Below are 22,683 nucleotides of genomic sequence, written 5' to 3' on the forward strand. Positions count from 1 at the left end.
GTATAAGCAGAAAGAGAGTGTTCATAATGGGTCGTAAATGGAACAATATTAAAGACAAAAAAGCTTCAAAAGATGCAAATACTAGTCGGATTTATGCAAAATTCGGACGTGAAATTTATGTAGCGGCTAAACAAGGGGAACCAGATCCAGAATCTAATCAAGCATTAAAAGTTGTACTAGAGCGTGCAAAAACATATAGTGTACCAAAACACATCATTGATCGTGCGATTGAAAAAGCAAAAGGCGGTTCCGAAGAAACATATGACGAGCTTCGCTATGAAGGCTTTGGCCCTAACGGTTCGATGGTAATCGTTGATGCTTTAACAAATAACGTAAACAGAACTGCTTCAGATGTTCGTGCCGCATTTGGCAAAAATGGCGGAAACATGGGAGTAAGTGGATCTGTTTCTTATATGTTTGATGCAACAGCTGTTATCGGTGTAGAAGGAAAAACAGAAGAAGAAGCATTAGAGCTACTAATGGAAGCAGATGTAGATGTCCGTGATATCATGGAAGAAGAAGATTCTGTTATTGTATACGCAGAGCCAGATCAATTCCACGCTGTCCAAGAAGCATTTAAACAAGCTGGTGTAACAGAATTCACTGTAGCCGAGTTAACAATGCTTGCTCAAAACGATGTAACATTAGATCCAGAGGCACAGGCGCAATTCGAGAAAATGATTGATGTAATCGAAGATTTAGATGACGTGCAGCAAGTATACCACAATGTGGATTTAGGCGAGTAAGCTGGATAAGAATAAATGATACCCCCCACTTTTGGATGGATGAGAGCCATTCAGAAAGTGGGGTTTATTTGTTGTTAGAAGAAGTATATCCACAGTCTATAAGCTGGGGAATTTTTAACTTATTCCCCAATAGCCAACCATTAGGTAGAATTTTTCCAATTCTCCCTTGAACCTCCAGTTACTTGAGGAGTTATAATGAGATTAAACTTTGAATAGGGGGAATTTTAATGGACAAAAATAACAAGTTTTCGATTGGGGAATTCTCAGAAAAGACAGGAGTATCAATTCCTACATTACATTATTATGATGAGATTGGTATATTACGACCCGAAAAGAATCCATCATCCGGTCACCGAATTTACAATTATCAGGATATTGTAACCTTACAGAAAATTCTTAGCCTAAAATTTCTAGGATATAGTCTAGATAATATTGCTAATTTGTTATATGAATCAAGTTTTACTACTGATTTGAATGAAAGTTTGTCTCTCCAATTGCAAGTGTTAGAAAAAGAACAAGAACAAATTGAACAATCCATAAAATCTATTAAAAGAGTAATTAAGCTAGTCAAGGAAGAAGGAGAAGTAGATAGTGCTGTTTTATTTAGCCTCATTCATAGCATGCGTACCGAATATATCCAAGAAGAGTGGATGGAGCGTCATATGTTAACAGATGTTGTTGAAGAGCTATCAAAGAAATCGGAAGAAGATAAAATCACTTTAGATAAAACATATATTCAGATGTCTAAAAAAGTAAAACGATTATATGGTAAACCAGTAGAGGATCCAGAAGTCCAAGAAATGATAAAGACCTATATAGAAGCATCCTTGGCATTTCTTGGGGAGGATTTGATGCAAAAGCTGGCTGATACTAATATGGAAGAGCTTGATATTCAAGAAATTGAAAATATGACACCATCTCCTTTTACAGAAGAAGAACAACAATGGATTAATCAAGCAATGGAATTTTATATGAAGCAAGAAGAATTGGAATAGATAGATTTAACCTTGAAGTTAGAGAGAGAGAGAACTATTAATAGGGTATGCTTGCGGGATTTAACAGGTCTTTCCTTAAATAAAAGGGAAGCCTTTTTTTATGCTGGAATAAACAAAAAAATATTAGTAGAGGTAAAACTTCCCTTGGTTGAGAATCGTCTAATCATTGAAAGAGAGTAAATAAAGGGATGTACCAGCTTACAAAACATAGCAAAGTAATGGAGGGGAAAATGAAGAAAATAGGAAAAGTAGTTTTAAAGATAAGTTTCGTGTTTTATTTATTAGCACTAGTTTATTTATTATTCTTAGGCACAAGAGCGATCTTCTGGTCAGATATATCATGGATAGAATATATAAAATACTCATCCAATTTTGTCCCATTTAAAACGATCACTACCTATATTCTAGCAATGTTTAACGGAAGTATGAATATGTATATACCTATCGAAAATCTTTTTGGTAATTTTATGATGTTCATGCCAATGGGTATATACTTACCTTATTTATTCAAGCATTTAAACAAATTTAGCAAATTTATTATTTCGATGTGTTCCTTACTAATAGTTATTGAAGTAGTACAAGTAGTTACAAGATTAGGGAGTTTCGATATTGATGATTTTATCTTAAATATGTTAGGTGCATGGATAGGATATGGTATTTGGAAAACAAAAGTTGTCCAATATGTACTTAAATGACTTATGTTGAAGAAGGAGTACAACGAGAGAACAAAGAATATAAAAGGCGAGAATTTACAAGGGGATGATGTACGATGGAAGGGATACTGCAATCATTTTTAGAAGCGGAAATTTCAGATCAAGAGTTTTATGACGGCATTATTGATTTTATTTATAATGGCAATATAAGATGTGGAGAATATGAATGCAATGAATTTGTCATTCGGAAAATGGATCTTTTAAATTTCGTCGTTTATGTAGAGTATGTTATAGATGATAAGAGAGAAATTCACGGGTCTTTTTCTATCGCTAAAAATAAATTACTTCAAGCTATTAATGAATATGCACGAAAGCAAGGATTTGCCATAAGAAATTTCGAAGGTTATCCTAAACATAAAGGACATTGATCTAAAAAAGATTAATGTCTTTTTCATTTGGATGTTTTATGGAAGAAAAGAGACGGTTTAGTAAAATAAAAGCAAGGTGATAAAAGGAGGAATGTTGTGAATTATAAAATATGGACTGTAAGAAATAAATCAATGGAGGCATAGTAAAACCCTCACTAATATTGCTATTGAAAAATGCTGGGATTTTTTCTTGTCCTTATAAAGATGATGGTCATCATATGTTAGTAGTTCAAGATAGAGCAAACATTTGGAATTTCCCAGGGGGCAGACAGGAATTAGGAAAGGAATGTGCGAAATGAGAAACACAAGAAGAAATCGGTCTTTATATTCATCAACTTACAGAGATTTTTATTTCGGACATACTAAGTGGAAGGGCTATTTCTATTTTGTAGAGTCTGTTAGCGGAATACCTGTGATGAATGAAATGGATAAAATAATAGGAATTAGATTTGTAAATAGTAAGGAAAAGATTAATTTTCCAATTTAGTTATCTTCAGCAATAAAAACAGTATTAGCTAGTAATCTTGTCCACGATAAAATAACTAAATGGAATTAACGTTTAGGTGGTTTCCTTTAAATAAAAGGGTGCTTTTTTACGTTGCAATGGGACAGAATAGTGAAAATATTATTCAAAGCAGCGGAGAAATCAACCAAACTAAAAATTTATCAGCCAAACTAGCGGAGAAATCAGCCAAACTAAAAATTTATCAGCCAAACTAGTGAGGAAATCAGCCAAACTAAAAAAATATCAGCCAAAGCAGCGGGGAAATCAGCCAAACTAAAAAAATATCAGCCAAAGTAGCGGGAAAATCAGCCAAACTAAAAAGAAATCAACCAAAGCAACCAAATATCAGCCAAACCACATACAAAGAAGAGGATATATTTTCCTTTTCGTCGAATATTAAAGCAAGCTATTCTATCGAAAAGGAGAAAAAGAATGAATACAATCATCCACAGAGTGGGAACAATTTATCTGCCAGTTGAAAATCCAGAATTAGCCTCAAACTGGTATCAAGAAAAATTAGGAGCAAGAGAAAATTTCAGAAATGAAGATAAAGCTATTTTAGATTTTGCGAATCAAAGTTTCTTTCTTGTTAAAGCAAAAAAAGGAGAAAAAGCAGCCTTTCAAGATGATGCAGGAAATGAGCATTTTTTTCTGACATTTGAAGTCGATGGGATAGACCAATTAAAGAAACTTCATTACTCCTTAAAAGAAAAAGGTGTTACGGTTGACGATATTGAGGATAGAGGACATCCAGGCAACAATTTTGTCTTTTACGATCTTGATGGAAATAAATTTGATGTGTGGAGTCAGTTAAGCCCGAACTTTAAAGAAAAATACTTGCTTAACGATAGTGAAAGATAGATGATACATAATTCGAAAACTCCAGAGCATACTAATGTTTTGGAGGTGGCTGTAATGGATGAAAAAGACTATCAAAAAATTTACGATGATTATTTGCAGCAAGCAAGTAGCGAAGCTCAAATAGAAGCGGCCGAAGAAATCGATCCCAATATAGAACAAATTGTGGCTGTTCGTAAAAATGAGGATGATGATATTATTGCTTTTAAAACAAACAGTGGTAGAGAATTAGATTATATTACTGCCCTTGATGAAGCTAAAGCAGGAAAATTAGCGCATGTGGATGTTTTTCATAAATATGGCAGGGATATTATCCGTAGTGAACCAGATGGGATTAAAGAAAATAACTTAGATAATTTGCCTACTTTTTAAATAGGGAAATAAAAGAGAATATTCAAGTGGTGGATATTCTCTTTTAACATTTGGGAGGAGAGAGCTATAAATATACATACATATATATTTAATTCAAAAAGAGAAAAAATAGCTATCTCAGAAGAGAAAGCAATAAGCATAGCAAATAACTATCAAGTGCGAAATAATGGCTATATAGACGGCTTCATCCAAATAACGTATTATGATCATAATATAACATCAGAGGAAAACAATGATGATGTAGAATTAATATGGATTGGTCTCCTGCGAATGACGTTAGAATACTTGGAAAATGGCAGCGGAGAAACGAGTTATTTTATGAACGATCAGACTTGGAAAATGGAAAGAATCAACACAAAGCCAGAAAATCAAATATTGTTCAGTATCAGAAACAAGCAGGGGAAATTCGCAGTTGCAGAGCAAATGTTTCTAAAAGAATTACTAAAAAGTGGGGAAGAATTCACGAAATTTATAAGTGAGTTATCTCAGCCAAATAGTATAACTGTTTTAGAGCCAGTAATAATGAAAATAAAAAAACTAGTATACTAGCTCTAACTATTGACTATAAATTTAATTTAAGGTAATATTTTCTAAAATAAATACGGAATAGTTGGCTAAGAAGAGAAGAGTAATTTTGATTCATTATTTAAAGAGAGCTCCAGCTGGTGAAAAGGGGTAATAAGAATCTTAATGAAAAAAGACTTGGAGCTTTCGCACGGATCAAAGAAACCCTCTTTGTGATACTGCGACGGGATCTCCCGTTATAGAGATAGGGTATAATCAATTTTTTAATTGCCGTACCCGAAGAGGTTGATATGGCAACATATCAATAAACTGGGGTGGTACCACGAAGTTAATAATAACTCTCGTCCTCAAGATGAATAATCTTGGGGGTGAGAGTTTTTTTATTTTATAAGTATAAGTAAATAATCCAATAAAAGGACTGGAGGGCCATAGAATGAGCCAGGAACAAACAACGCGGAGAATAGAAAAATTAGCGGCATTAAGATCACAGGGAGTTTTCGTATATCCAGAAAGATTTGCGACAAATTATGAACTTTATGAAGCAGCTTTACTGGAGGATGGCACAGAAGCAGTGCGGGTGGCAGGAAGAATCATGGGGATTCGCCAGTTTAGTAAATTTAGCTTCCTGACGATTTCAGATATTCAAGGAAGTCTGCAGCTGCTTTTGAAAAAAAAAGAGGTCGGAGAGCAGTCAGCTAATGATTTCGCTTACTATTTAGATGTAGGAGATTTTATTGGTGTGGAAGGGAGAATGTATTCGACGAAAACAAAGGAAAAAACGCTGCGAATAGAAAAATATGTTTTACTAGGAAAAGCTCTGCATCCTCTGCCAGAAAAATGGCATGGGTTAAACAATGTAGAAACCCGTTATCGACAACGTTATTTAGACCTAATGATGACAAAGGAAACAAAAGAAAGAATGTTAACACGAACAAAGTTAGTGCGTGCGATTCGGAGATTTTTAGAAGAAAGAGATTTTCTAGAAGTGGAGACACCTGTGTTACAGCATACTTCTTCCGGGGCATTAGCTCGTCCATTTAGAACGTATCATCATGCATTGGATTCGGAACTAAATTTACGAATTGCACCAGAGACTTACTTAAAAAGATTAATAGTAGGAGGTTTTACAAAAATATATGAGTTTGCTAAGTGCTTTCGAAATGAAGGAGTCAGTCCTCAGCATCTTCAAGAATTTACAATGGTAGAAGGCTATGCGGCTTATTGGAGCTATGAAGATACAATGGCACTTATGCGTGATCTACTTCTATATGTTCTGAATGAGACTTTTCAAACAACCGTTATTCCAGTCCAAGGAAAAACAATTGATTTTTCTTTAGACTGGAAAGTCGTCTCCTTTAGAGAGCTAATCCTCCAAGATACAGGCATTGATATTGATTTATATCCAAATGTAGATGACTTGTATGAAGAAACAAAGCGGAGAAATATCTATTTAGAACAAGACAATATCGAGACCTTAGGGAGAGGGAACTTTATCGATTTGCTATATAAAAAAATGTGTCGTCCGCAACTAATAGAGCCAACTTTTTTAATCAATCATCCTATTGATTTGTCACCCTTGGCAAGAGCAAATGATCATAATCCCGCAATTACGGATCGCTTTCAACTAGTAGTAAATGGGGTTGAAATTATCAATGCATATTCAGAATTAGTGGATCCTCTTGAACAAAGAAGAAGATTAGAGGCACAGGCTGTGTTGAAAAGCGGCGGTGATCTGGAGGCGATGGAAATGGATGAGGACTACCTATTGGCAATGGAATATGGAATGCCGCCAATTTCTGGTTGGGGATTTGGAATTGAACGGCTTTTAATGATATTAACGGACAGTGAGACAATTAAAGATTGTGCACTATTTCCATTAACGAAAAAAGTTTAATGGAATTTTACAAAAGAAAAGCAGTAAGCATACCTTTTTAGTAAAATAGCAATAGAGACCAAAAAGTTTTGGTCTCCATTGCTTTAGATTAGGAAATTTAAAACGCTTATTTAATTGAAGTAGGAGAGGTCAGCTGATAAAAAGAAAAATAATTGATTTCTAGATTGAAAAAAGAGATACCTAATAGGTGATATGTTTTCCAAAAAACTGGATGGAATCAGATTGGTCTGTTAAAATCTAATGAAAAAGAAGAATGAGAGAATGATAACAAATATAGTGAAACAGCTGTAAAGGAAAAGAGGGACTAATTTTGCAAGATCATATAAATGCTATCGCAGCAAGCATCCCAACACCCGCAAAAGGGAAAAGAGTTGTGGTTGGGATAGATGGGCTAAGCCGGTCTGGAAAAACAACCATAGTGAAAAAACTACAAGCATGTCTCCATGAAAAAGGATTTTCTGTAACAGTTTTACACTTAGATGATTATATTGTACAAAGAAATCGGCGTTATCATACCAGCTATGAGGAATGGCATGAATACTATCATTTACAATGGGATGTCCAAGCTTTACAAGAATCACTTTTTAAGAAACTAAAAGATAAAACAGTATTACAGCTGTGTAAATATAATCCGGACTCTGATACCCACCAAATAGAAAAGATTTCCTTATTGCATACCGACTTAATCATAATGGAAGGAGTTTTCTTACAACGAAAAGAATGGAGAGAATTCTTCGATTTTATCCTCTATTTAGATTGTTCCAAGGAAACTAGATTTGCTCGAGAAAGCAAGGAAACACAGCAGAATCTAAATAAATTTAAGAATAGATACTGGAAGGCAGAGGATTATTATGTAAACACAGAATATCCCAAAGAACGAGCAAATATGGTGTTTAAAGTTTAAGGAAAAGTAGCGATTACATAATATGGAGACAAGATTGTGCAATCGATTTTTGCATAAGCGAGGCGGGGGATTACTTGAATATGATCTGATGTTGATTACTTCAATAGCTATTATCGATGTATAGTAAACATGGAGTATACGGGACAGTAGATTAGGTGCTTGTATGCCTTTTGCTAATAGTTACTTGGAGGATAATGAATAAGGTAAAGCACAATGATGTGCGGAAAGGGTGATATAGGATGACAGGTAATATAGAACAATTTGTTACACTACTTCCGGTAAACAAGAATATGCTGGCTGATTTTAAGCAGGAATTACACGAAGCCTTTTTAAAAGGGTTAAAAGATAGTTTTCCAGAGCATGACAATCCAACCGAAATAGCACCGGTTCCACCTGAAAAGGATGTTGACAAAATGCTCACAGAACCAGATGCAGAGATTTATCATCTCGTAATGAACGGAGAAAAGCTGGGTGGGGCAGTATTAAAAATTGATGAAGACACACAGCATAATGAAGTTGTATTTTTATATATGAATGCGAATGCACATGGAAAAGGTATCGGGACAAAAGCATGGCAAGCAATAGAGGCGGCATACCCAGAAACAAAAGTTTGGGAGCTATATACACCTTATTTTGAAAAACGCAATATTCACTTTTATGTGAATAAATGTGGTTTTCATATCGTGGAATTTTTGCATAGAGGTAACCCAGGCCCAGACTTTGAAGTGGATGAAACGAAACCAGATACAGAATATGAATTTTTCCACTTTAAAAAAGTCATGAAGAAGTAAGAGCGTAATTTTATAATTTAACTAAAAAGTTGACTATTTAGTTAAATTAACTTTCAGCTTATATAAAAGCTGCGTTTTTATGCGTTGGAATGGATATAATCTTTTGATATGTGTGTAATAAACAAAAAGAAGAAGGCAAAACTTGCATTTCCAATGATATAATCATAGGGTTGTTTTCGATTAATCAAGAGAGGAGATAGTATGAATAGTATACGTTTTTATAGTTTCTGGTTTGCTAAGACAAGCATAGCCTTAGCAGATGTCATTTACATTATGGTTATTACCACATACATATATCAAAAAACGGACTCTGCATTAATGTCTTCGTTGTTTCCTTTATTCAAAGCTTTGGCTAATTTAACTGCTGGTCTAACATCCCCATTAATTTATAGAAAGTTTGCTTTCGCTAAATTAATGGTAAAGTTTCAGGGGTTGAAGGCATTATTACTTACTTTTTTACTACTCGGTTTTTTGCCGATAACGAATCATATTTATGTTTTGCTGCTATTTATTTTAGTTATATCTTTTATGGAAGGATGGGGGAACCCATTACTTAACTCTGTTACACCTAAAATTGTATCAAAGGAAAATCTTGTGAGAGCTAACAGTTCTTTATCCATCACAACTCAATCTGTTCAAATAGCTGGTTATAGCTTTACAGGTTTTGCGGTAATAAATTGGGGGCATAATTCTACTTTGGCGTTTAATGTAGTATTGCTCTGGCTTTCTGTATTGGCTTTATATATTACATCAAAACATTTCGTTTCTAATATGGAAGTTCCTGTCGAAAATAAATCCAAGTGGGCGCTGATGAATGAAGGATGGAAGATTTTATGGCATAATCAGACGCTTAGAATGGTTACTTTAATGGATGTTATTGAGGGAATGGCAGGTTCCATTTGGGTTGGAGCAATAACATTGGTGTATGTAAAAGAAGCCCTAAACCAAGGAGAGCAATGGTGGGGTTTTATTAATGCAAGCTATTATGTTGGCGCTATTTTGGGGGGGATAATCACCATATTCATAGCTAAAACAATTCAGAAGCATTTGATATTTAGTATGGCGATTGGTTCGTTAGTATTTAGTATTTTTACTTTAATTTATGGGCTGACCAGTAGTCCTATATTGGCTCTTCTGCTTTGTATTGCAATGGGTCCAGCCTACCAAATAAGAGATGTGGCTCAACAAACTGCATTTCAAATAAATATTCAAACCATAGACTTACCCAAGGTGTTTGCATCCCAAAGTATTCTATTATCAACTGTTTCAGGTTTATCCATTTTTCTAATAGGTTTCATTGCTGACTTTGTTGGAATACGAGCCGTTTATATATTTGCCGCTATCTTAATCTTTATTTCTGCTTTATTATCGTTTACCTTAGTTAAGGTAAATAAAAAGAAATTTTCTACTGTGGATGTTAAGTAATATTAAATGGGACAATTCCTGACTTGGAATAGTGCTTTTTTAATCATACTAAATAGCATCTTTTGTTGAATCGAAAAGCGAATACTAGTGAAACTTCTAATTAGAAAAAAATGTAATATCTCTCTTAATCTTTTACGTAATTGAACTGAGTATCTACTGTAATAATATTAAAATTGTAATATACTATTATAAACGGGTTAACATTGTTAATTCTGCTTTCGTCAAAAATTTCTAGAATGATTTATAAGAAAACACCATGAGGAGTCTTGACATGAAAAAGAAAATGAACTATTTAATCTTACTTTTAACTGCCATCTTTATAGTTGGTTGCTCCAACGTTGAAGATGTATCGAATACGGATGGGAATGCTAATTCACAAGAAGTAACTACTAAAAATAGTGAAAAAGAAAAAACATCGACTGGAAAACAAGTAGTAGAGGAAACGGTAACCCAATCAAAAAATGAACTGTTTAAAGGATACAAGCTTATTGAAGTGGATGGCGGTGATTTGTCTGGGCATCGTGAACCAAATGTTGTTGTTGACGTTGGATATGGGGATCGTGAATATTGGGCATTTACAAATAAGCATGGGCAGCTAGTCCGTGTCGTTGCTGAGAAAATCATTCTACAAGATGACAAAAATGAACCAGTAACATCGTCTGGCAGATACTACTCTGATGAAGCAAAGGTTCCTGGTGTCGAGAGAGCAGATTTAGATGAAGGACATATCATTGCAGATTCACTAGGCGGAGTGTCGAATGCTTATAATATTACCCCACAAGATAGTACGCTTAACCGCCATGGTGATCAAGCCTATATGGAAGACGCAATCCGTAAGGCAGGTGGAGCTACGAACTTTGAAGCCATCATCACCTATCCGAATACAGAAACGCAGATTCCTTCTAGATATCAGTATACCTATACTATAAAAGGAAATGTCATTAAGGATGAATTCGACAATATGAACCCTGATGAAGTAAATAAATCACTTGGACTAACTGGTAGTAAGTCTTCCGAGTCAACTACTTCAAAGGAAAAAGAGGATATTTCAACTATTGATACAAACGGTGATGGTCAAGTAACAATTAAAGAAGCAAAAGCAGCAGGATATAGCATGCCTATAACAAGTGATCACTGGCTGTACAAATATATGCGCGATAATGATAACGACGGTATGGTGGGGGAGTAAGCCGCTAGAACTTTAGGAGATTGGAAAACTCCTCTTATACTAGGAGGAATTATTTAAATTCAGGCATCGAAGTAAGAGATAAAAAGTCCGAATAATAACTATTGATTAACACGTAGTTGGTGTTGGTAAAAGTAGTAAGAGAAAATCGGACTCCGGTAGCGAAGGAATTCTCTGTAAACACATATAAATCGAATGAACTTACGATGAAATGAGGAGCGTTAATTAAAAAATGCAGCTGATACTATCAGTTGCATTTTTTTGTCCTTCTAAGCATCTCTATCGTCATCCGATTTGTTTTATGGACAGCATGAAAATGAAAGTTGCTTCACTCATTTTTTGTGAGCTAACTTTTGCTATTAATATATCTAAAGGTAGAGATGAATTTATTTTCTTTCAGATAAGTCTTCTATAAAAAGAGAGTTATCGAAAGTATGATAAATGCGTTTAAAACCTTTGGAAGAAATAAAATGCTCTAAAAAAGAGCTGTTAATATCATTTTCTGGTTATTTAAAGCAAAGATTTAAAGTCCTTCCATTGGAACGATTAGTTTTGCTATAATTTAAAAAATAAAAAACTATAAGGGACTCTCCTTTAATTAAAGGGAAGTATTTCTCATATTTTGCTGTAGAAGCAGGGGAGTTCAAGAAGAGACTATACAGGATATAGAAACAATTGAAATTTTGGTTGATGAAAAGTCAGGAACCATTATGAATACAGAAGACACACATACGATTTATTCTTTCCCTATTAACACAATCAAAAAAATTAATGGGTTATTTCACTAATGGTTGCGATACTTTTACAAAAAGGTATCGCATTTTTTACTGAAGAGGGAGGTTAGTGGAAGAAGGAAATAATGACTTTATAGCGAAAGATATAATATTAAGCTAAATTAGGGGTGTTCAAAATATTAATAAAATTCTTTGTATATAACTGGCAAGTAAGAGATGAATGGTTTGACTGGTGTAATCAATTAACAACTGAAGAGTTATTAAAAAATCGTATTGGCGGAGTAGGAAATATTTTATTTACACTTTTCCATATAATTGATGTGGAATATAGTTGGATTCGTGGTATTCAAGGGAAAGAGGATGTAGTATTTCAGTTTGATGACTATCATACACTTGAAAAGGTTAAAACTCTTTCAGATAAATTAAGGAATGAAATCGCTGAATTTTTGAAAAACACAGATGACTTGAAGGAACAGAGTGTCAGTGTCCCTTGGGATGAAAAAAAATATGCTGTGAATGATATTATTCACCATATTATTGCACACGAAATTCATCATATCGGACAACTTTCAGTTTGGTCGAGAGAATTAAAACTACAACCTCCATCTTCTAATTTTGTTGGCAGAGAACTAAAATTTGTTCATTTTTCTTGAACTATCGGGGCATTTTTTTTCATAGAAAGTCAATTTATATATTGAAACAACCGCACCAATTAAGGCATAGCCTTAATTAATAACGGAGCACTATAAAGGAACATGGAGAAGGAGGGAATTTTATCTTAGGAATAAAAAATTACAATCCCAAATTGTATGAAGAATCATTTAAAATCATAGCAGAATATAAATATAAGCTGGAATCTCTGAAAGGGCAAACAATAGAAGAACTATGGGTGTCCTGGGATAGTATTAATGATGAATGGTTTAATGACCTGCCAGTAATATTAAAATTTAAAACTTGCCAGTTAGAACTATGTGCATACAAGACTAATCAATATGCTGTAACTTTTAATCACATTGACCTGTTACAAGAGATTAATTACTTTGGTAGAAAACTAGTTTGGAAAAAGAACAAATTGGTAGAGCTTAATAAATTTTTAAAGAAAGAAATAAATACTGTTGAAATTATTCAATGGATGGAACAATTGATTGGCGTCGGTTTTGAAACTAATGAAGGTTTTTTTGCAATATGTAATGGCTTAGATGAAAATGAAATTGTTACAAGAAAGCATATAGATCAGGATTACAAATATATCACTATATAGTTTACACAAAGGGGGAACTTGCTTAAAATAGGTAGCATCATTGTAAGAAACTAAAGTAAGTGAAGAATTGTTCTTAAACTATACCGGGGCATTGATCCAAGACGGATGAATGCTTTTTTATTTATGCAGGCACTAAAGGGGGCTGGTTAATTAAATAGCTAGAAGGAATTTTAATTTACATCTCATTAGAATAATTGCTAAGGAATTCATGAATTTTGTGTTATAGTTTAAAATATAAGGGGAAAAATGGTGATTATTTTATGTTGATATCTTTAACAATAAATACTAAGTGAGGTAATAAATATGAGGAAAGCTTCAATGGCATCATTTTTAAAGAATTATATAGGATTAGCAGCAATTATGTTATTAGCTTACCTAGTTTTAGGACCAAATGAACATACATCCCTACCTTTTGTGCTACTTATGGGCATACCAATAACAGCATTCATGCTTTTTACTGGATTAGATGAAAAACTTAAAAAAATTTTCCCTTAAAATAAATGAAATGTGAAATGATCTTGGGAGGGGCAGTTGCTATAGGCAGCTGTTTTTTTTATGGTTTTAAGGGTCAACTTTCCTGTAATAAATAAAGTTGCGAATAACTATAATACGCTAGTTCTTCAGGAAACTGATGTATTTATCAAGACGGATGAATGCAATTTTATCTATTAAGATATTAAAGAAGTAGGTTAGGGGATAAGGACTTCATCACTATTAGTGTGTAGTGGGCTTAGATGATCCAGTTAAAATAACTTCTGACCAACTTTCAATAAAAGATGTGGAGAAGGTTGAAAATAGTGACTTCGACGGAGTTTCAATTGCTCACCAGTGGGTGCTGCAATTCATTTATTTAATTAATATCGTGCGGGAGAAAATCAAATTTTATACTTATCTTTTATAAAGAATGAGATGAAGTTACATACAAATTCAACGAGTAATTGGACCATGGCTATCACTCCGTTTTTCTTTTTATTACATTGTATTGGCGAAACGAAGCATTAATTACATAAAATATAGGAGGAATTCAAGGGAAGTTTTCTACTTACAAGTACAGATTTTACCTAAGAATATAGATGGAGTTGGAAAAGACGAATGCTGATATACAGAAAAAACTAGACAATGAGATTACCTTACTATCGAGATAGCATTCCTGCAATAAGTGAAATCTTGCTATTGGTAAAGATTTGTTAAATAACGGGAACTTTTTCTAAAACTAATCGTAGTAATACTAATAATATATATTTATCCTATTTCACCATAACTAAATCAAAAATAGACAAGGGCGTGAAAACTATGAAGTTATCTTTATTAGAAAGAATCACTCTTATTATCCTAACTATTTGTACAGTAATTTTTATTTATGGTTTTATAGTAAATCAAAACATAATGTCACTAGTATTTTTATTGATCCCTATTATATATATTACAAGGCTTGTTATAATCAAAAAAAGAAAAAATACCCCAATTTAACTATGTTTAAGTTTTATAATAATAAAAAAACAAAGATCCGGATAAGGTGTGTCATAAAATTTTGAGCTAAGGAGTGATAAGGTTGATCGTCTTGAGAGGTATTGGAAGGTTTCAGGAGCTGCCGGAAATGGCGATGCATATTTATAAAGGAAATATTCCGGCTTTAGAGGCGGAAATCGCAGCAGGCTGGGATATTGAGGAGGGTATCGTACTTAGTAAGCGTATTTCTCTTAGTCCGTTAGATCTGGCGCTAGTATTGCAGAAAAAGGAGGTTATAAAGCTGCTGGTAGAGCATGGCGTTAACCTGAATGTTCATCATAATCCGGCTTTTTTGAGAGCTGTACGTTATTGCGGGGAGGATATCGTCCGTTACATTGCAGCGCAAGGAGCTGAGATGGACAAGCATAATCAAACGGGGTCGGGTGCATATTCAGAAGCCTATTATGGCAACAAAAAAAACATCCCGCTTATTCATGAGCTGGGATTAGATATTAAGCTGTACGGCGGTGCCATCATACGTGAAGCTGCATCGGACCATGACCTGATGACACTCAAATATTTGCTCGATCATGGGGTGGACATCAATTATAATCAACCGGATATGGTCTATCCTTATCAAGCTACTCCATTAACGGTGGCTGCTCGTATGGGGAATATGGGCATGGTTAAATTTTTGATTGAACACGGTGCAGATGTTACTAAAGCGGAAAAAGACGGCGATCGGCCATATACGATTGCGGTCAGCAATAAGGATACGGTCATGGCTAATTATTTGAAATCGCTGGAGCCGGCTGAATTCCATGATCCAGCGAACAAGAAAAATGAGCTTAAAAAATATAAATTACCCGATGAACTGGTCTGCTTTCTTACAGGAAATCAGCTACGCATTGAGCTAGCGCAAAATGAATATGAAATCGAGTATATAGATTTTTTTACGCTGAACGATACAATTGAGATGAAAATCGGTAGACAAAAGCTGCTTCGTCTTTCAGCTGATATCGACAATTACTCTGACCTACAGTTGGTTTGGAACCCAAAGAATAAAGGCCTGATAGGATGTTATGATGTAGAGCATCAGACGTATCTGGATTTATGCAGCTTTACAGAGTTCCTCGAACAGCCTGAATTGTACCTAATAAAGTATCTTGAGGGAGAATTGTAAAGATAAGAAGGATGGAAGATCAGATGAAGATTTTAGCCAAGAGAACAGATGGTATTTTTTTCTTTTTTCTATAGATTATAATTTAGATTTTCTTGAACTTCAATTGATGTGATCTACCTTTATCTTGTTAAGCTAACGGGGCAGCATTCCTGTAATAAGTGAAAGCTTACTCATGTAGAAACGAAGCAGGTTAGTTTTATGTAGATCAGGGTTCTGCGTAAAATTACACAAGAGCAACAGGGGAGATATTAAATGATTAAAGGAATATTGAATTTAAGCGAACCATAGTTAAAAAGTACGTAGAACTTGCTGTACGAGCTGGTGTAAATTAAAAGGAACTTGGGCAGATGGGAAAAATCCGATGAAAAATTGGGAATGTCACAATAGAGCCTTCGAGACTCGAAAAAAAATCCTAAACGATTGGTATGATGAAAAGAGTTCCAATTATTTTTGAAGGGAAAAACCCGGAAATTACAGCAATGTGGAAATCTTTGACTATGGAAAAAATAGATCAATTAAAAAACTCTCTAATGTTGAACTTAAAGGTATGATTCAAGCATCTACATACTTTTCTGATGGACGTATGGAAGAAAAAGGAGAGCTTGATCAGTATATAGGAGTAGCAGCAACAGAAGAATGTCCTGAAAACTTTTCAAAACTTGAAGTTCCTGCATTAACCTGGGCGATATTTGAATCAACGGGAGCTTTTCCTAGTACTTTACAGGAAACTTGGGGGAGGATTTTTTCTGAGTGGTTTCCATCTTCTAATTATCAAGTAACAGAAGGACCCAAATCTTGTCGATTAAAACCAAAGATTTAACTTCACCATTTGTGAAAAGCGAAATTTGGATTGCAGTTTTAAAAAAATAATTTTATTTTTTAGATCAAAGAGCTGCTTGGGTCAGCTCTTTTTTTCTTAAGAGATGGAATGATTGTGAGTGCGATACCTCAACAAAGAGATATCGTATTTCTTGCTAAAGTAGGATAGTTGATTAAATTGAATAATAGATGTGCTAGAATTGGTAATAAGTGTGGGATTGGGTAAATATAGCATACAAGTGTAGGGGGATTAAAAATGAAGATTCGTTCAGTAAATAGTTTAGATTACTATGAAATCTCGCCATTACTAAATCAATGGTGGGGGGGAAGACAAATGGCTGATAAGTTACCAAAGCTCTTTTTTGATCATTTTACAGATACAAGTTTTATTGCTGAAAAAGATGGGGAAATAGTGGGGTTTCTAATTGGGTTTTTATCACAATCACAGCCTGAAGAGGCATATATTCATTTCGTTGGAGTGCACCCAAAATATAGAAAACACAATGTAGGAAAAACACTCTACAATAAATTTTTTTATGTGGTTAAACAAAAAGGTGCTAGTATAATCCGTTGTGTAACCTCACCTATTAATAAAATTTCAATTTCCTTTCATACTAATATGGGTTTTGATATTGAACAAGGAAATGCAGTCGTAGATGGAGTTACTGTTTATAAGGACTATGACGGACCAAATCAAGATAGAGTTTTATTTAAAAAGAATTTACAATAAATTTGGGAGCTCATAGAATTATCGAGGAATTAATCCATGAAGGATTTACCTTTTTTGGCTATGGTACGAACGGAGCAGGTTAGTGCAAGAAGGATAATTCAAAGTAACCTAGAATAAGTATTTAGATTAAAGGAGTTAAAATATTAATAAAGGAAGAAGTAGGAAAATGAATAACAGAGTTAATGAATTTTGGAATCAATTTTGTATAGACACCCAAAAAGAAGGGGTTCAATATAAAGATGCTACTCAATTTGGTGCTTCGGCTGATTGGTTAGCAGAATTAGTTGTAAATGGAAAAAAGACAGCTACAACTTCGGGTTATGTGTTTTACGAAATTGAAAAAGAAGCTATTCCTAAAGTTGGTGAATATTATATTATTTTAAATGGTAAGGAAAATCCAGTTGCTATTATTGAAATTGAATCAGTTCAAATTGTTCCAATGAATGAGGTAACCGAGGAATTTGCTTTAGCCGAAGGTGAAGGTGATTATCAATTCTGGTGGGATGCTCACGAGAAGTTCTTTACAGAATTATTAAAGGAATATGATATAGCATTTACACAAGATATGTTAGTTGTGTGTGAACGATTTAAAAAGGTATATCCTAAATAAGCAATTAAATGATATAGAATAATAAGTAACTTTTAATTTAATAGTTGTACCCTATTCCTAAAAACAAGTTGAATATAGCAACTTGTTTTTTATATTAAAAGTTTAGCACTCCTGTTATAAATAATTTTCTTGTACCACAAAACGGGCAGCCTCAGTTCAACAGTGATTTTTAACTAGTGTTCAACAATCGGGCTATATTCAGGAATACTATATTGTGAATATACTATTAAGTATTGTGTTAGTTTAATTGTTGCCTTAGCACATTCATTTTCTGATGTTAGTTTAGAAGTAGTTAGCCAGAACGTAACTGTAAAGTTGCTGGACTACAAAAAATTACATGAAAAATCCCGTATCAATTTTACTAAGTAATATTGATACGGGATTTTAGTGTTTATTTACACAGTTGCTTCTTCTATGTCTGCTTTCAATTCTTTAAACCAATTTAAGTTCACTAAATGGTGTGAACGAGAATTTTCGTTCATGCGACGAAAATAATCAATTTTACCAGGTAATTCTTTAGTGATAGCTAGGTATTCATCGAGAAGAGCAATTCTGGCTTCAGTTTGATCAATTTGTGATTGGATTAATTCTAATAATTTATTTTTATCGAATTCATCTGCAAAGAGTAACGACCCATAGAATTGTAAGTTTACATACTCGGATTTAGTCCCATATTTGACCATTAATTTATCGAATTCTTCTCTTCCTAAAGACGTGATTTTAAAGGGGTGCATTTCACGCCCATTGTTTGGACTTATTTGATGTGTTTGTTCAATCAAGCCTTTTTCTTCAAGTTGTTGTAAATTGTAATAAAATGATCCTTTAGTGAAGTTAACGATATATTTATAGTGTCGTTTTTCCATTAAACTTAATAGTTCGTATCCATGAGCGCCAGGGTTTTGAATAAGTAAGCCAAGGATAAGTAAGGGAATCAAGGGCGCATCACCTTCGTCATTTGGGCTTCAAATTCAGCGTATGTGATTATACCTAGAGTCAAATTCATACTGTGAATATAAATTTGTTCTGTTTTTGAATAGTTATTGTTTATTTTTAATGATTGATTTTCATCTGAAAGAGGCTCTAAGATATGACATTTTTTCGAAAATGCTTCGAAGTAGCGATAACCGAATTTTCGTTGAGAAACGGCGTTCAAATGAATACCATCTGGATTGGCAGTTAGACCTTTTGCTGATACAAAATAACAATTTTGCTGCTCGTGAGCGAATCGACGTAATTGGTCGTTTATTTCTTGAAACTCTGATGAGTACTTTCCGAAACCAGATTTTCCTAGAAAATCACCAAGCTCACCAATGATTAATGGAACATTTTGAAGGTTTAATTCTTTACGTAAAGTTTCCATGATAAGAGATAACTTTTCATAATACGTTTCATGTAGAGAATTATTGCTATCACTTTCACCTTGATGCCAGAGGATGCCACAAATTTCACTAGTTTCAAGTGCAAATCGAGCTTCAGATAAAGCGTGTTGAAAAAGAATACCCTGCGGATGCCAATCGTTCAAAGAACTGCCACCTTCCGCACAAGGAATCAAACCAATTTCTTCATCCGGGTTGGCATTCGACCAAGCCTGTGCAAAAGATGCTGCTAGACTTACACCAGCAACAGGGCGGTCATAATTAATAGGCTCTGTCATCATTTGCCACTGACCGTTGCGAAGCATTTTTATTTTTTCATTATAGATAGGTTCTACCTCATGCAAGAATCCGCGACCTGCCATATTCGATTGACCTAACATTAAAAAAGATTTTATCATTTAAATTTCAATCCTTTACATAATAGTCGATAGTCTAATTAGATTTCCATATTATATAGTCTAATTAGACTAACGTCAACACACTATTGCTAGTGAATTTTTAATTACGAATTAATAAAGAACTGCCAGCGTTCTAATACCTATTGAAAGAAAATATTGAGCAGCACTAATAAGGTCAAATTTCTTTTAAAAAATATAGATCATTACTTTATTGATTAAATAAGCTTGAGGAAGAAGGATATTAAAAATATGGATTTAAAATTAAGTTGGAAGGTTTGTAGAAAAATGAGGAATATTTTGGTTATTCTAAACCAGTAAAAGGTATTAAAATAAGATTTATGAATTGAAAAACATCAAAGTACAGGGTGCGATTATCATCTTCCACAATCAGGCACTAAAAGGACAGGTTAAGAAGGAAAATGATAAGATATAAAAATTAGTTGAAAGGTGGGAAGTAATGAATACTATTTTAGAGGATTTATTAGAGCTTAAAGAGATAAATGTTGAACATAGATAGACTGATTAGTTCGAATAATATAAAAAATTAGTTGTATTTTTAAAAAGTAATACTGGAGGGGGATTATGAATAGAGGTTGGCAAGATTATGTTCTAGTGAATGACAGAAAAATTTTTATAAATGTAGTAGGCGAAGGAGATGCTATTATTTTTCTGCATGGTGGTTCTGGTAGTAATCATAAATTCTTTCTTCCTCATGTACTACCATTATCTAAGAATTATAAACTTATACTTTATGATCAAACTGGTTGTGGTAAATCGGAACATTTATTAAATAACGAATATTCAATGGCTGATGAAGTAGAAACATTAGAGATGTTGAGGAAAAAACTGAAGTTAGATAAGATACATTTATTTGGTGAATCATGGAGCTCTATACTTGCACTTCTTTATGCCACTGAGTACCCTGAAAATGTAAATAAATTGTTTTTAACGGCTGCAATTGGTATTAGTTCCAGCGGTTACAGACAATTCTCCAAAGAATTAATAAAAAGAATGTCAATACTAGATAAAATTAAACTTTTCATAATCCATAATAGAATGAAAAAAGGTAAGTCTGATGACAGAAATGTTGAAAGTTATCGATCCTTATTATGTATATTCATATGACAACATTCAGAAAAAAGATCAATCACCCATTAATAATATAGTAAATAATCGAATAGGTGATGACATTAGAAATAACTATAATTTAATTCCCCAAATCAATAAATTATCAAAGATACCTATTATTGTAGTACAAGGAAGTGATGATATTTTAAACCCAAAGAGGATAAAGGAGCTGCTTTTAGATTATATTCCTCATGCTGAACTGATTGAGATTGAAAACTGTGGTCACTGGGCTATTATAGAGAATCCTTCTGAACTTAATAGAATTGCAACTGAGTTTTTTCAATAACTTATAGTTGATTCACTGAACTGGAGATTATTTGCCCCCAAAGAAGTATCTTAACTTTACGAACTAAAGGAGGTTAGTTAAACAAGAAGATAAGGTATCATTGAGTTATATAAATCAATAAAGGAAGTGTATAAGTGTTTTATTTTTCAAAAAAGAAGAAAATACGAGGTTGGAAAAGACATAAAAGAAAAATCGAAAGATGGAAGCAAAATGCAATCAATTTAGATATGGACTACTTAAGGAATTATCAAAGACAATACGAAAAATTATGGATTCATCCTTTTTATAAATTAGAACGAAGAAACCCTCCTAATTGGTATCAAAGCCTTTTACTTGATGCAATGATCGAGGTTTACCTAGAGTGGCATCAAAAAATGAAAAAAGAAGAGGAAGACTTTTATTTGAAACTCTGGCTTTATGACCCTCATTTTATTAACTCACAAATTGTTGTCGCATATAGAAATTGTCTTGATTTTTATGATGAAACCTTCAAAAGAAGGCAAGAAAATAAGGGATTTCCTTTTGATAAATTTCATTCTTTGAGAGACAAGTTAGAACAATTTGAATGGGATTTGCATATAGAGAGTGATTATTACGATGAAAATGACTTAAATGAATGGTTAGAAGAAGGTGCTTTAACCGAAAAAGAAGTATCAAGAATTAAGGGAAAAGCCTATGATGCCGTAAGAATTAAAGATGAAGATGGGAGTTTCCTGCAATATAGTCTCGACAAGGGAGATGTTTGGATAGGGACTTTAAAGAGATAAGATAATACACTAGTTCTTCAGCTAAGTGTTACATTGATTCAAGATGGAGGAATGCACTTTTATCTATTAAGGTGATAAAGGATGAGTTTAGTTCAATAACTATTTCTACATCACGAGATAGGTTCTGAATGCTTTTTAGGAAATAAAAAAACATCTACATCCTTTAAAAATATAGATGGTATATGTTAAATGAATTAGCCCCGTTAGGTATAACGGTCAATACAATAAATCCAGGTCCAACTGATACTGGCTGGATGACAGAGGAAATAAAAACTCAATTAAAACCGATGTTTCCTTTTGGTAGAATAGGTGAGCCGAAAGATGTTGCAAAAACCATTAAATTTCTAGTGAGTGATGAAGCAACTTGGATTACAGGTCAGATTATTCATTCAGAAGGTGGATTTAAAAGATAACCTATACAAAAAGACTCATAGCCTGAAGCCTTTTATTATATCAACATAGATATGAGTTTGTAAACTATTGTACTTAAAGTAACAGGTACTTTAGTTTAATAAACTAGGCTGTTACTTGCCATGGCTAAAGCTATATTATGCTAATGTGCCAAAACCCACCATAACTCTTAAATAATGCGGTTCAAGGTGGGGCATTTTATTTTTTTTAGGAGAAAATGCTTTGGCTTTGAAAAAAATAGTAATCAAA

General features: G+C 33.6%; 24 protein-coding genes, 2 pseudogenes and 1 other annotated feature. Of the genes and pseudogenes, 24 read left to right on the top strand and 2 right to left on the bottom strand.

Translation table 11 applies throughout. The annotated features are described in order from the left end of the window. Positions 1–26 precede the first annotated feature (26 nt). From NX902_RS10805 to NX902_RS10900, 20 genes and pseudogenes are all read left to right on the top strand, one after another. Entirely contained in the window at positions 27–746 is a 720-nt protein-coding gene (locus NX902_RS10805) for a YebC/PmpR family DNA-binding transcriptional regulator (RefSeq protein ID WP_095328315.1), read from the top strand. A gap of 227 nt (positions 747–973) precedes the next feature. Next, positions 974–1,741, top strand: a complete 768-nt coding sequence (locus tag NX902_RS10810) for a MerR family transcriptional regulator (RefSeq protein WP_123257547.1) — start codon at positions 974–976, stop codon at positions 1,739–1,741. A 230-nt stretch (positions 1,742–1,971) separates the two neighbouring features. After that, positions 1,972–2,436 (top strand): VanZ family protein, encoded by a 465-nt coding sequence (locus tag NX902_RS10815; protein ID WP_123257548.1) that lies wholly within the window; start codon positions 1,972–1,974, stop codon positions 2,434–2,436. Between the two features lie 74 nt (positions 2,437–2,510). Next, positions 2,511–2,822: a hypothetical protein gene (locus NX902_RS10820; protein ID WP_123257549.1), complete on the top strand. Its 312-nt coding sequence runs from the start codon at positions 2,511–2,513 to the stop codon at positions 2,820–2,822. Between the two features lie 937 nt (positions 2,823–3,759). Then, positions 3,760–4,188 carry a VOC family protein gene (locus NX902_RS10825; protein ID WP_341160724.1) on the top strand — a complete coding sequence of 143 codons (429 nt, stop codon included), beginning with the start codon at positions 3,760–3,762 and terminating at the stop codon, positions 4,186–4,188. Between the two features lie 54 nt (positions 4,189–4,242). Further along, positions 4,243–4,557: a DUF3892 domain-containing protein gene (locus tag NX902_RS10830; RefSeq protein WP_095257469.1), complete on the top strand. Its 315-nt coding sequence runs from the start codon at positions 4,243–4,245 to the stop codon at positions 4,555–4,557. A gap of 156 nt (positions 4,558–4,713) precedes the next feature. Further along, positions 4,714–5,106 (top strand): hypothetical protein, encoded by a 393-nt coding sequence (locus NX902_RS10835; protein WP_095328326.1) that lies wholly within the window; start codon positions 4,714–4,716, stop codon positions 5,104–5,106. A gap of 58 nt (positions 5,107–5,164) precedes the next feature. Next, positions 5,165–5,434, top strand: a binding site (T-box leader). An 81-nt stretch (positions 5,435–5,515) separates the two neighbouring features. Next, positions 5,516–6,976, top strand: a complete 1,461-nt coding sequence (gene lysS / locus NX902_RS10840) for a lysine--tRNA ligase (RefSeq protein ID WP_095328327.1) — start codon at positions 5,516–5,518, stop codon at positions 6,974–6,976. A gap of 310 nt (positions 6,977–7,286) precedes the next feature. Further along, complete coding sequence (locus tag NX902_RS10845; RefSeq protein WP_095328328.1) at positions 7,287–7,880, top strand: kinase; 594 nt, start codon at positions 7,287–7,289, stop codon at positions 7,878–7,880. 239 nt (positions 7,881–8,119) lie between these two features. Beyond that, positions 8,120–8,671: a GNAT family N-acetyltransferase gene (locus NX902_RS10850; RefSeq protein WP_163188264.1), complete on the top strand. Its 552-nt coding sequence runs from the start codon at positions 8,120–8,122 to the stop codon at positions 8,669–8,671. Positions 8,672–8,872: 201 nt separating this feature from the next. Continuing rightward, on the top strand, positions 8,873–10,096 hold the full coding sequence (locus NX902_RS10855) for an MFS transporter (RefSeq protein ID WP_095328330.1): 1,224 nt from the start codon (positions 8,873–8,875) through the stop codon (positions 10,094–10,096). 271 nt (positions 10,097–10,367) lie between these two features. Then, positions 10,368–11,285, top strand: coding sequence for a DNA/RNA non-specific endonuclease (locus NX902_RS10860; protein WP_095328331.1), 918 nt, complete (start codon positions 10,368–10,370; stop codon positions 11,283–11,285). A gap of 913 nt (positions 11,286–12,198) precedes the next feature. Further along, a complete protein-coding gene (locus NX902_RS10865; RefSeq protein WP_095328337.1) occupies positions 12,199–12,669 on the top strand; it encodes a DinB family protein in 471 nt (156 codons plus the stop codon). Positions 12,670–12,821: 152 nt separating this feature from the next. Then, on the top strand, positions 12,822–13,277 hold the full coding sequence (locus tag NX902_RS10870; RefSeq protein WP_341160725.1) for a hypothetical protein: 456 nt from the start codon (positions 12,822–12,824) through the stop codon (positions 13,275–13,277). Between the two features lie 318 nt (positions 13,278–13,595). Next, positions 13,596–13,772 (top strand): hypothetical protein, encoded by a 177-nt coding sequence (locus NX902_RS10875; protein WP_163188258.1) that lies wholly within the window; start codon positions 13,596–13,598, stop codon positions 13,770–13,772. Positions 13,773–14,001: 229 nt separating this feature from the next. Continuing rightward, positions 14,002–14,178 carry a hypothetical protein gene (locus NX902_RS10880; protein WP_341160726.1) on the top strand — a complete coding sequence of 59 codons (177 nt, stop codon included), beginning with the start codon at positions 14,002–14,004 and terminating at the stop codon, positions 14,176–14,178. A 651-nt stretch (positions 14,179–14,829) separates the two neighbouring features. Then, positions 14,830–15,909 carry an ankyrin repeat domain-containing protein gene (locus NX902_RS10885; RefSeq protein WP_341122827.1) on the top strand — a complete coding sequence of 360 codons (1,080 nt, stop codon included), beginning with the start codon at positions 14,830–14,832 and terminating at the stop codon, positions 15,907–15,909. Between the two features lie 419 nt (positions 15,910–16,328). After that, a pseudogene (locus NX902_RS10890) lies at positions 16,329–16,779 on the top strand (GyrI-like domain-containing protein); the annotation flags it as partial. Positions 16,780–16,984: 205 nt separating this feature from the next. Further along, entirely contained in the window at positions 16,985–17,458 is a 474-nt protein-coding gene (locus tag NX902_RS10895) for a GNAT family N-acetyltransferase (protein WP_172860335.1), read from the top strand. A 166-nt stretch (positions 17,459–17,624) separates the two neighbouring features. Then, positions 17,625–18,068 carry an ASCH domain-containing protein gene (locus tag NX902_RS10900; protein WP_095328339.1) on the top strand — a complete coding sequence of 148 codons (444 nt, stop codon included), beginning with the start codon at positions 17,625–17,627 and terminating at the stop codon, positions 18,066–18,068. 395 nt (positions 18,069–18,463) lie between these two features. On the opposite strand, the gene NX902_RS10905 is transcribed toward NX902_RS10900, so the two are convergent. Beyond that, on the bottom strand, positions 18,464–19,003 hold the full coding sequence (locus NX902_RS10905) for a PadR family transcriptional regulator (RefSeq protein ID WP_172860336.1): 540 nt from the start codon (positions 19,001–19,003) through the stop codon (positions 18,464–18,466). Next, positions 19,000–19,842 carry a sialate O-acetylesterase gene (locus tag NX902_RS10910; protein WP_172860337.1) on the bottom strand — a complete coding sequence of 281 codons (843 nt, stop codon included), beginning with the start codon at positions 19,840–19,842 and terminating at the stop codon, positions 19,000–19,002. The genes NX902_RS10905 and NX902_RS10910 overlap by 4 nt, the downstream gene beginning before the upstream one ends. A gap of 582 nt (positions 19,843–20,424) precedes the next feature. Here NX902_RS10910 and NX902_RS10915 point away from each other — a divergent pair. The 4 genes and pseudogenes from NX902_RS10915 to NX902_RS10930 form a co-directional block, all read left to right on the top strand. Next, positions 20,425–20,967, top strand: coding sequence for an alpha/beta fold hydrolase (locus tag NX902_RS10915; protein WP_171509570.1), 543 nt, complete (start codon positions 20,425–20,427; stop codon positions 20,965–20,967). Beyond that, positions 20,918–21,256 carry an alpha/beta hydrolase gene (locus NX902_RS10920; protein ID WP_123257556.1) on the top strand — a complete coding sequence of 113 codons (339 nt, stop codon included), beginning with the start codon at positions 20,918–20,920 and terminating at the stop codon, positions 21,254–21,256. The genes NX902_RS10915 and NX902_RS10920 overlap by 50 nt, the downstream gene beginning before the upstream one ends. Positions 21,257–21,447: 191 nt before the next feature. Continuing rightward, complete coding sequence (locus NX902_RS10925) at positions 21,448–22,023, top strand: hypothetical protein (protein WP_371471106.1); 576 nt, start codon at positions 21,448–21,450, stop codon at positions 22,021–22,023. Between the two features lie 191 nt (positions 22,024–22,214). Further along, a pseudogene (locus NX902_RS10930) lies at positions 22,215–22,436 on the top strand (SDR family oxidoreductase); the annotation flags it as partial. Positions 22,437–22,683 lie beyond the last annotated feature (247 nt).

Source organism: Niallia sp. FSL W8-0954 (genome assembly GCF_038005605.1).
GTDB classification, from domain to species: Bacteria; Bacillota; Bacilli; order Bacillales; family Cytobacillaceae; genus Niallia; species Niallia circulans_A.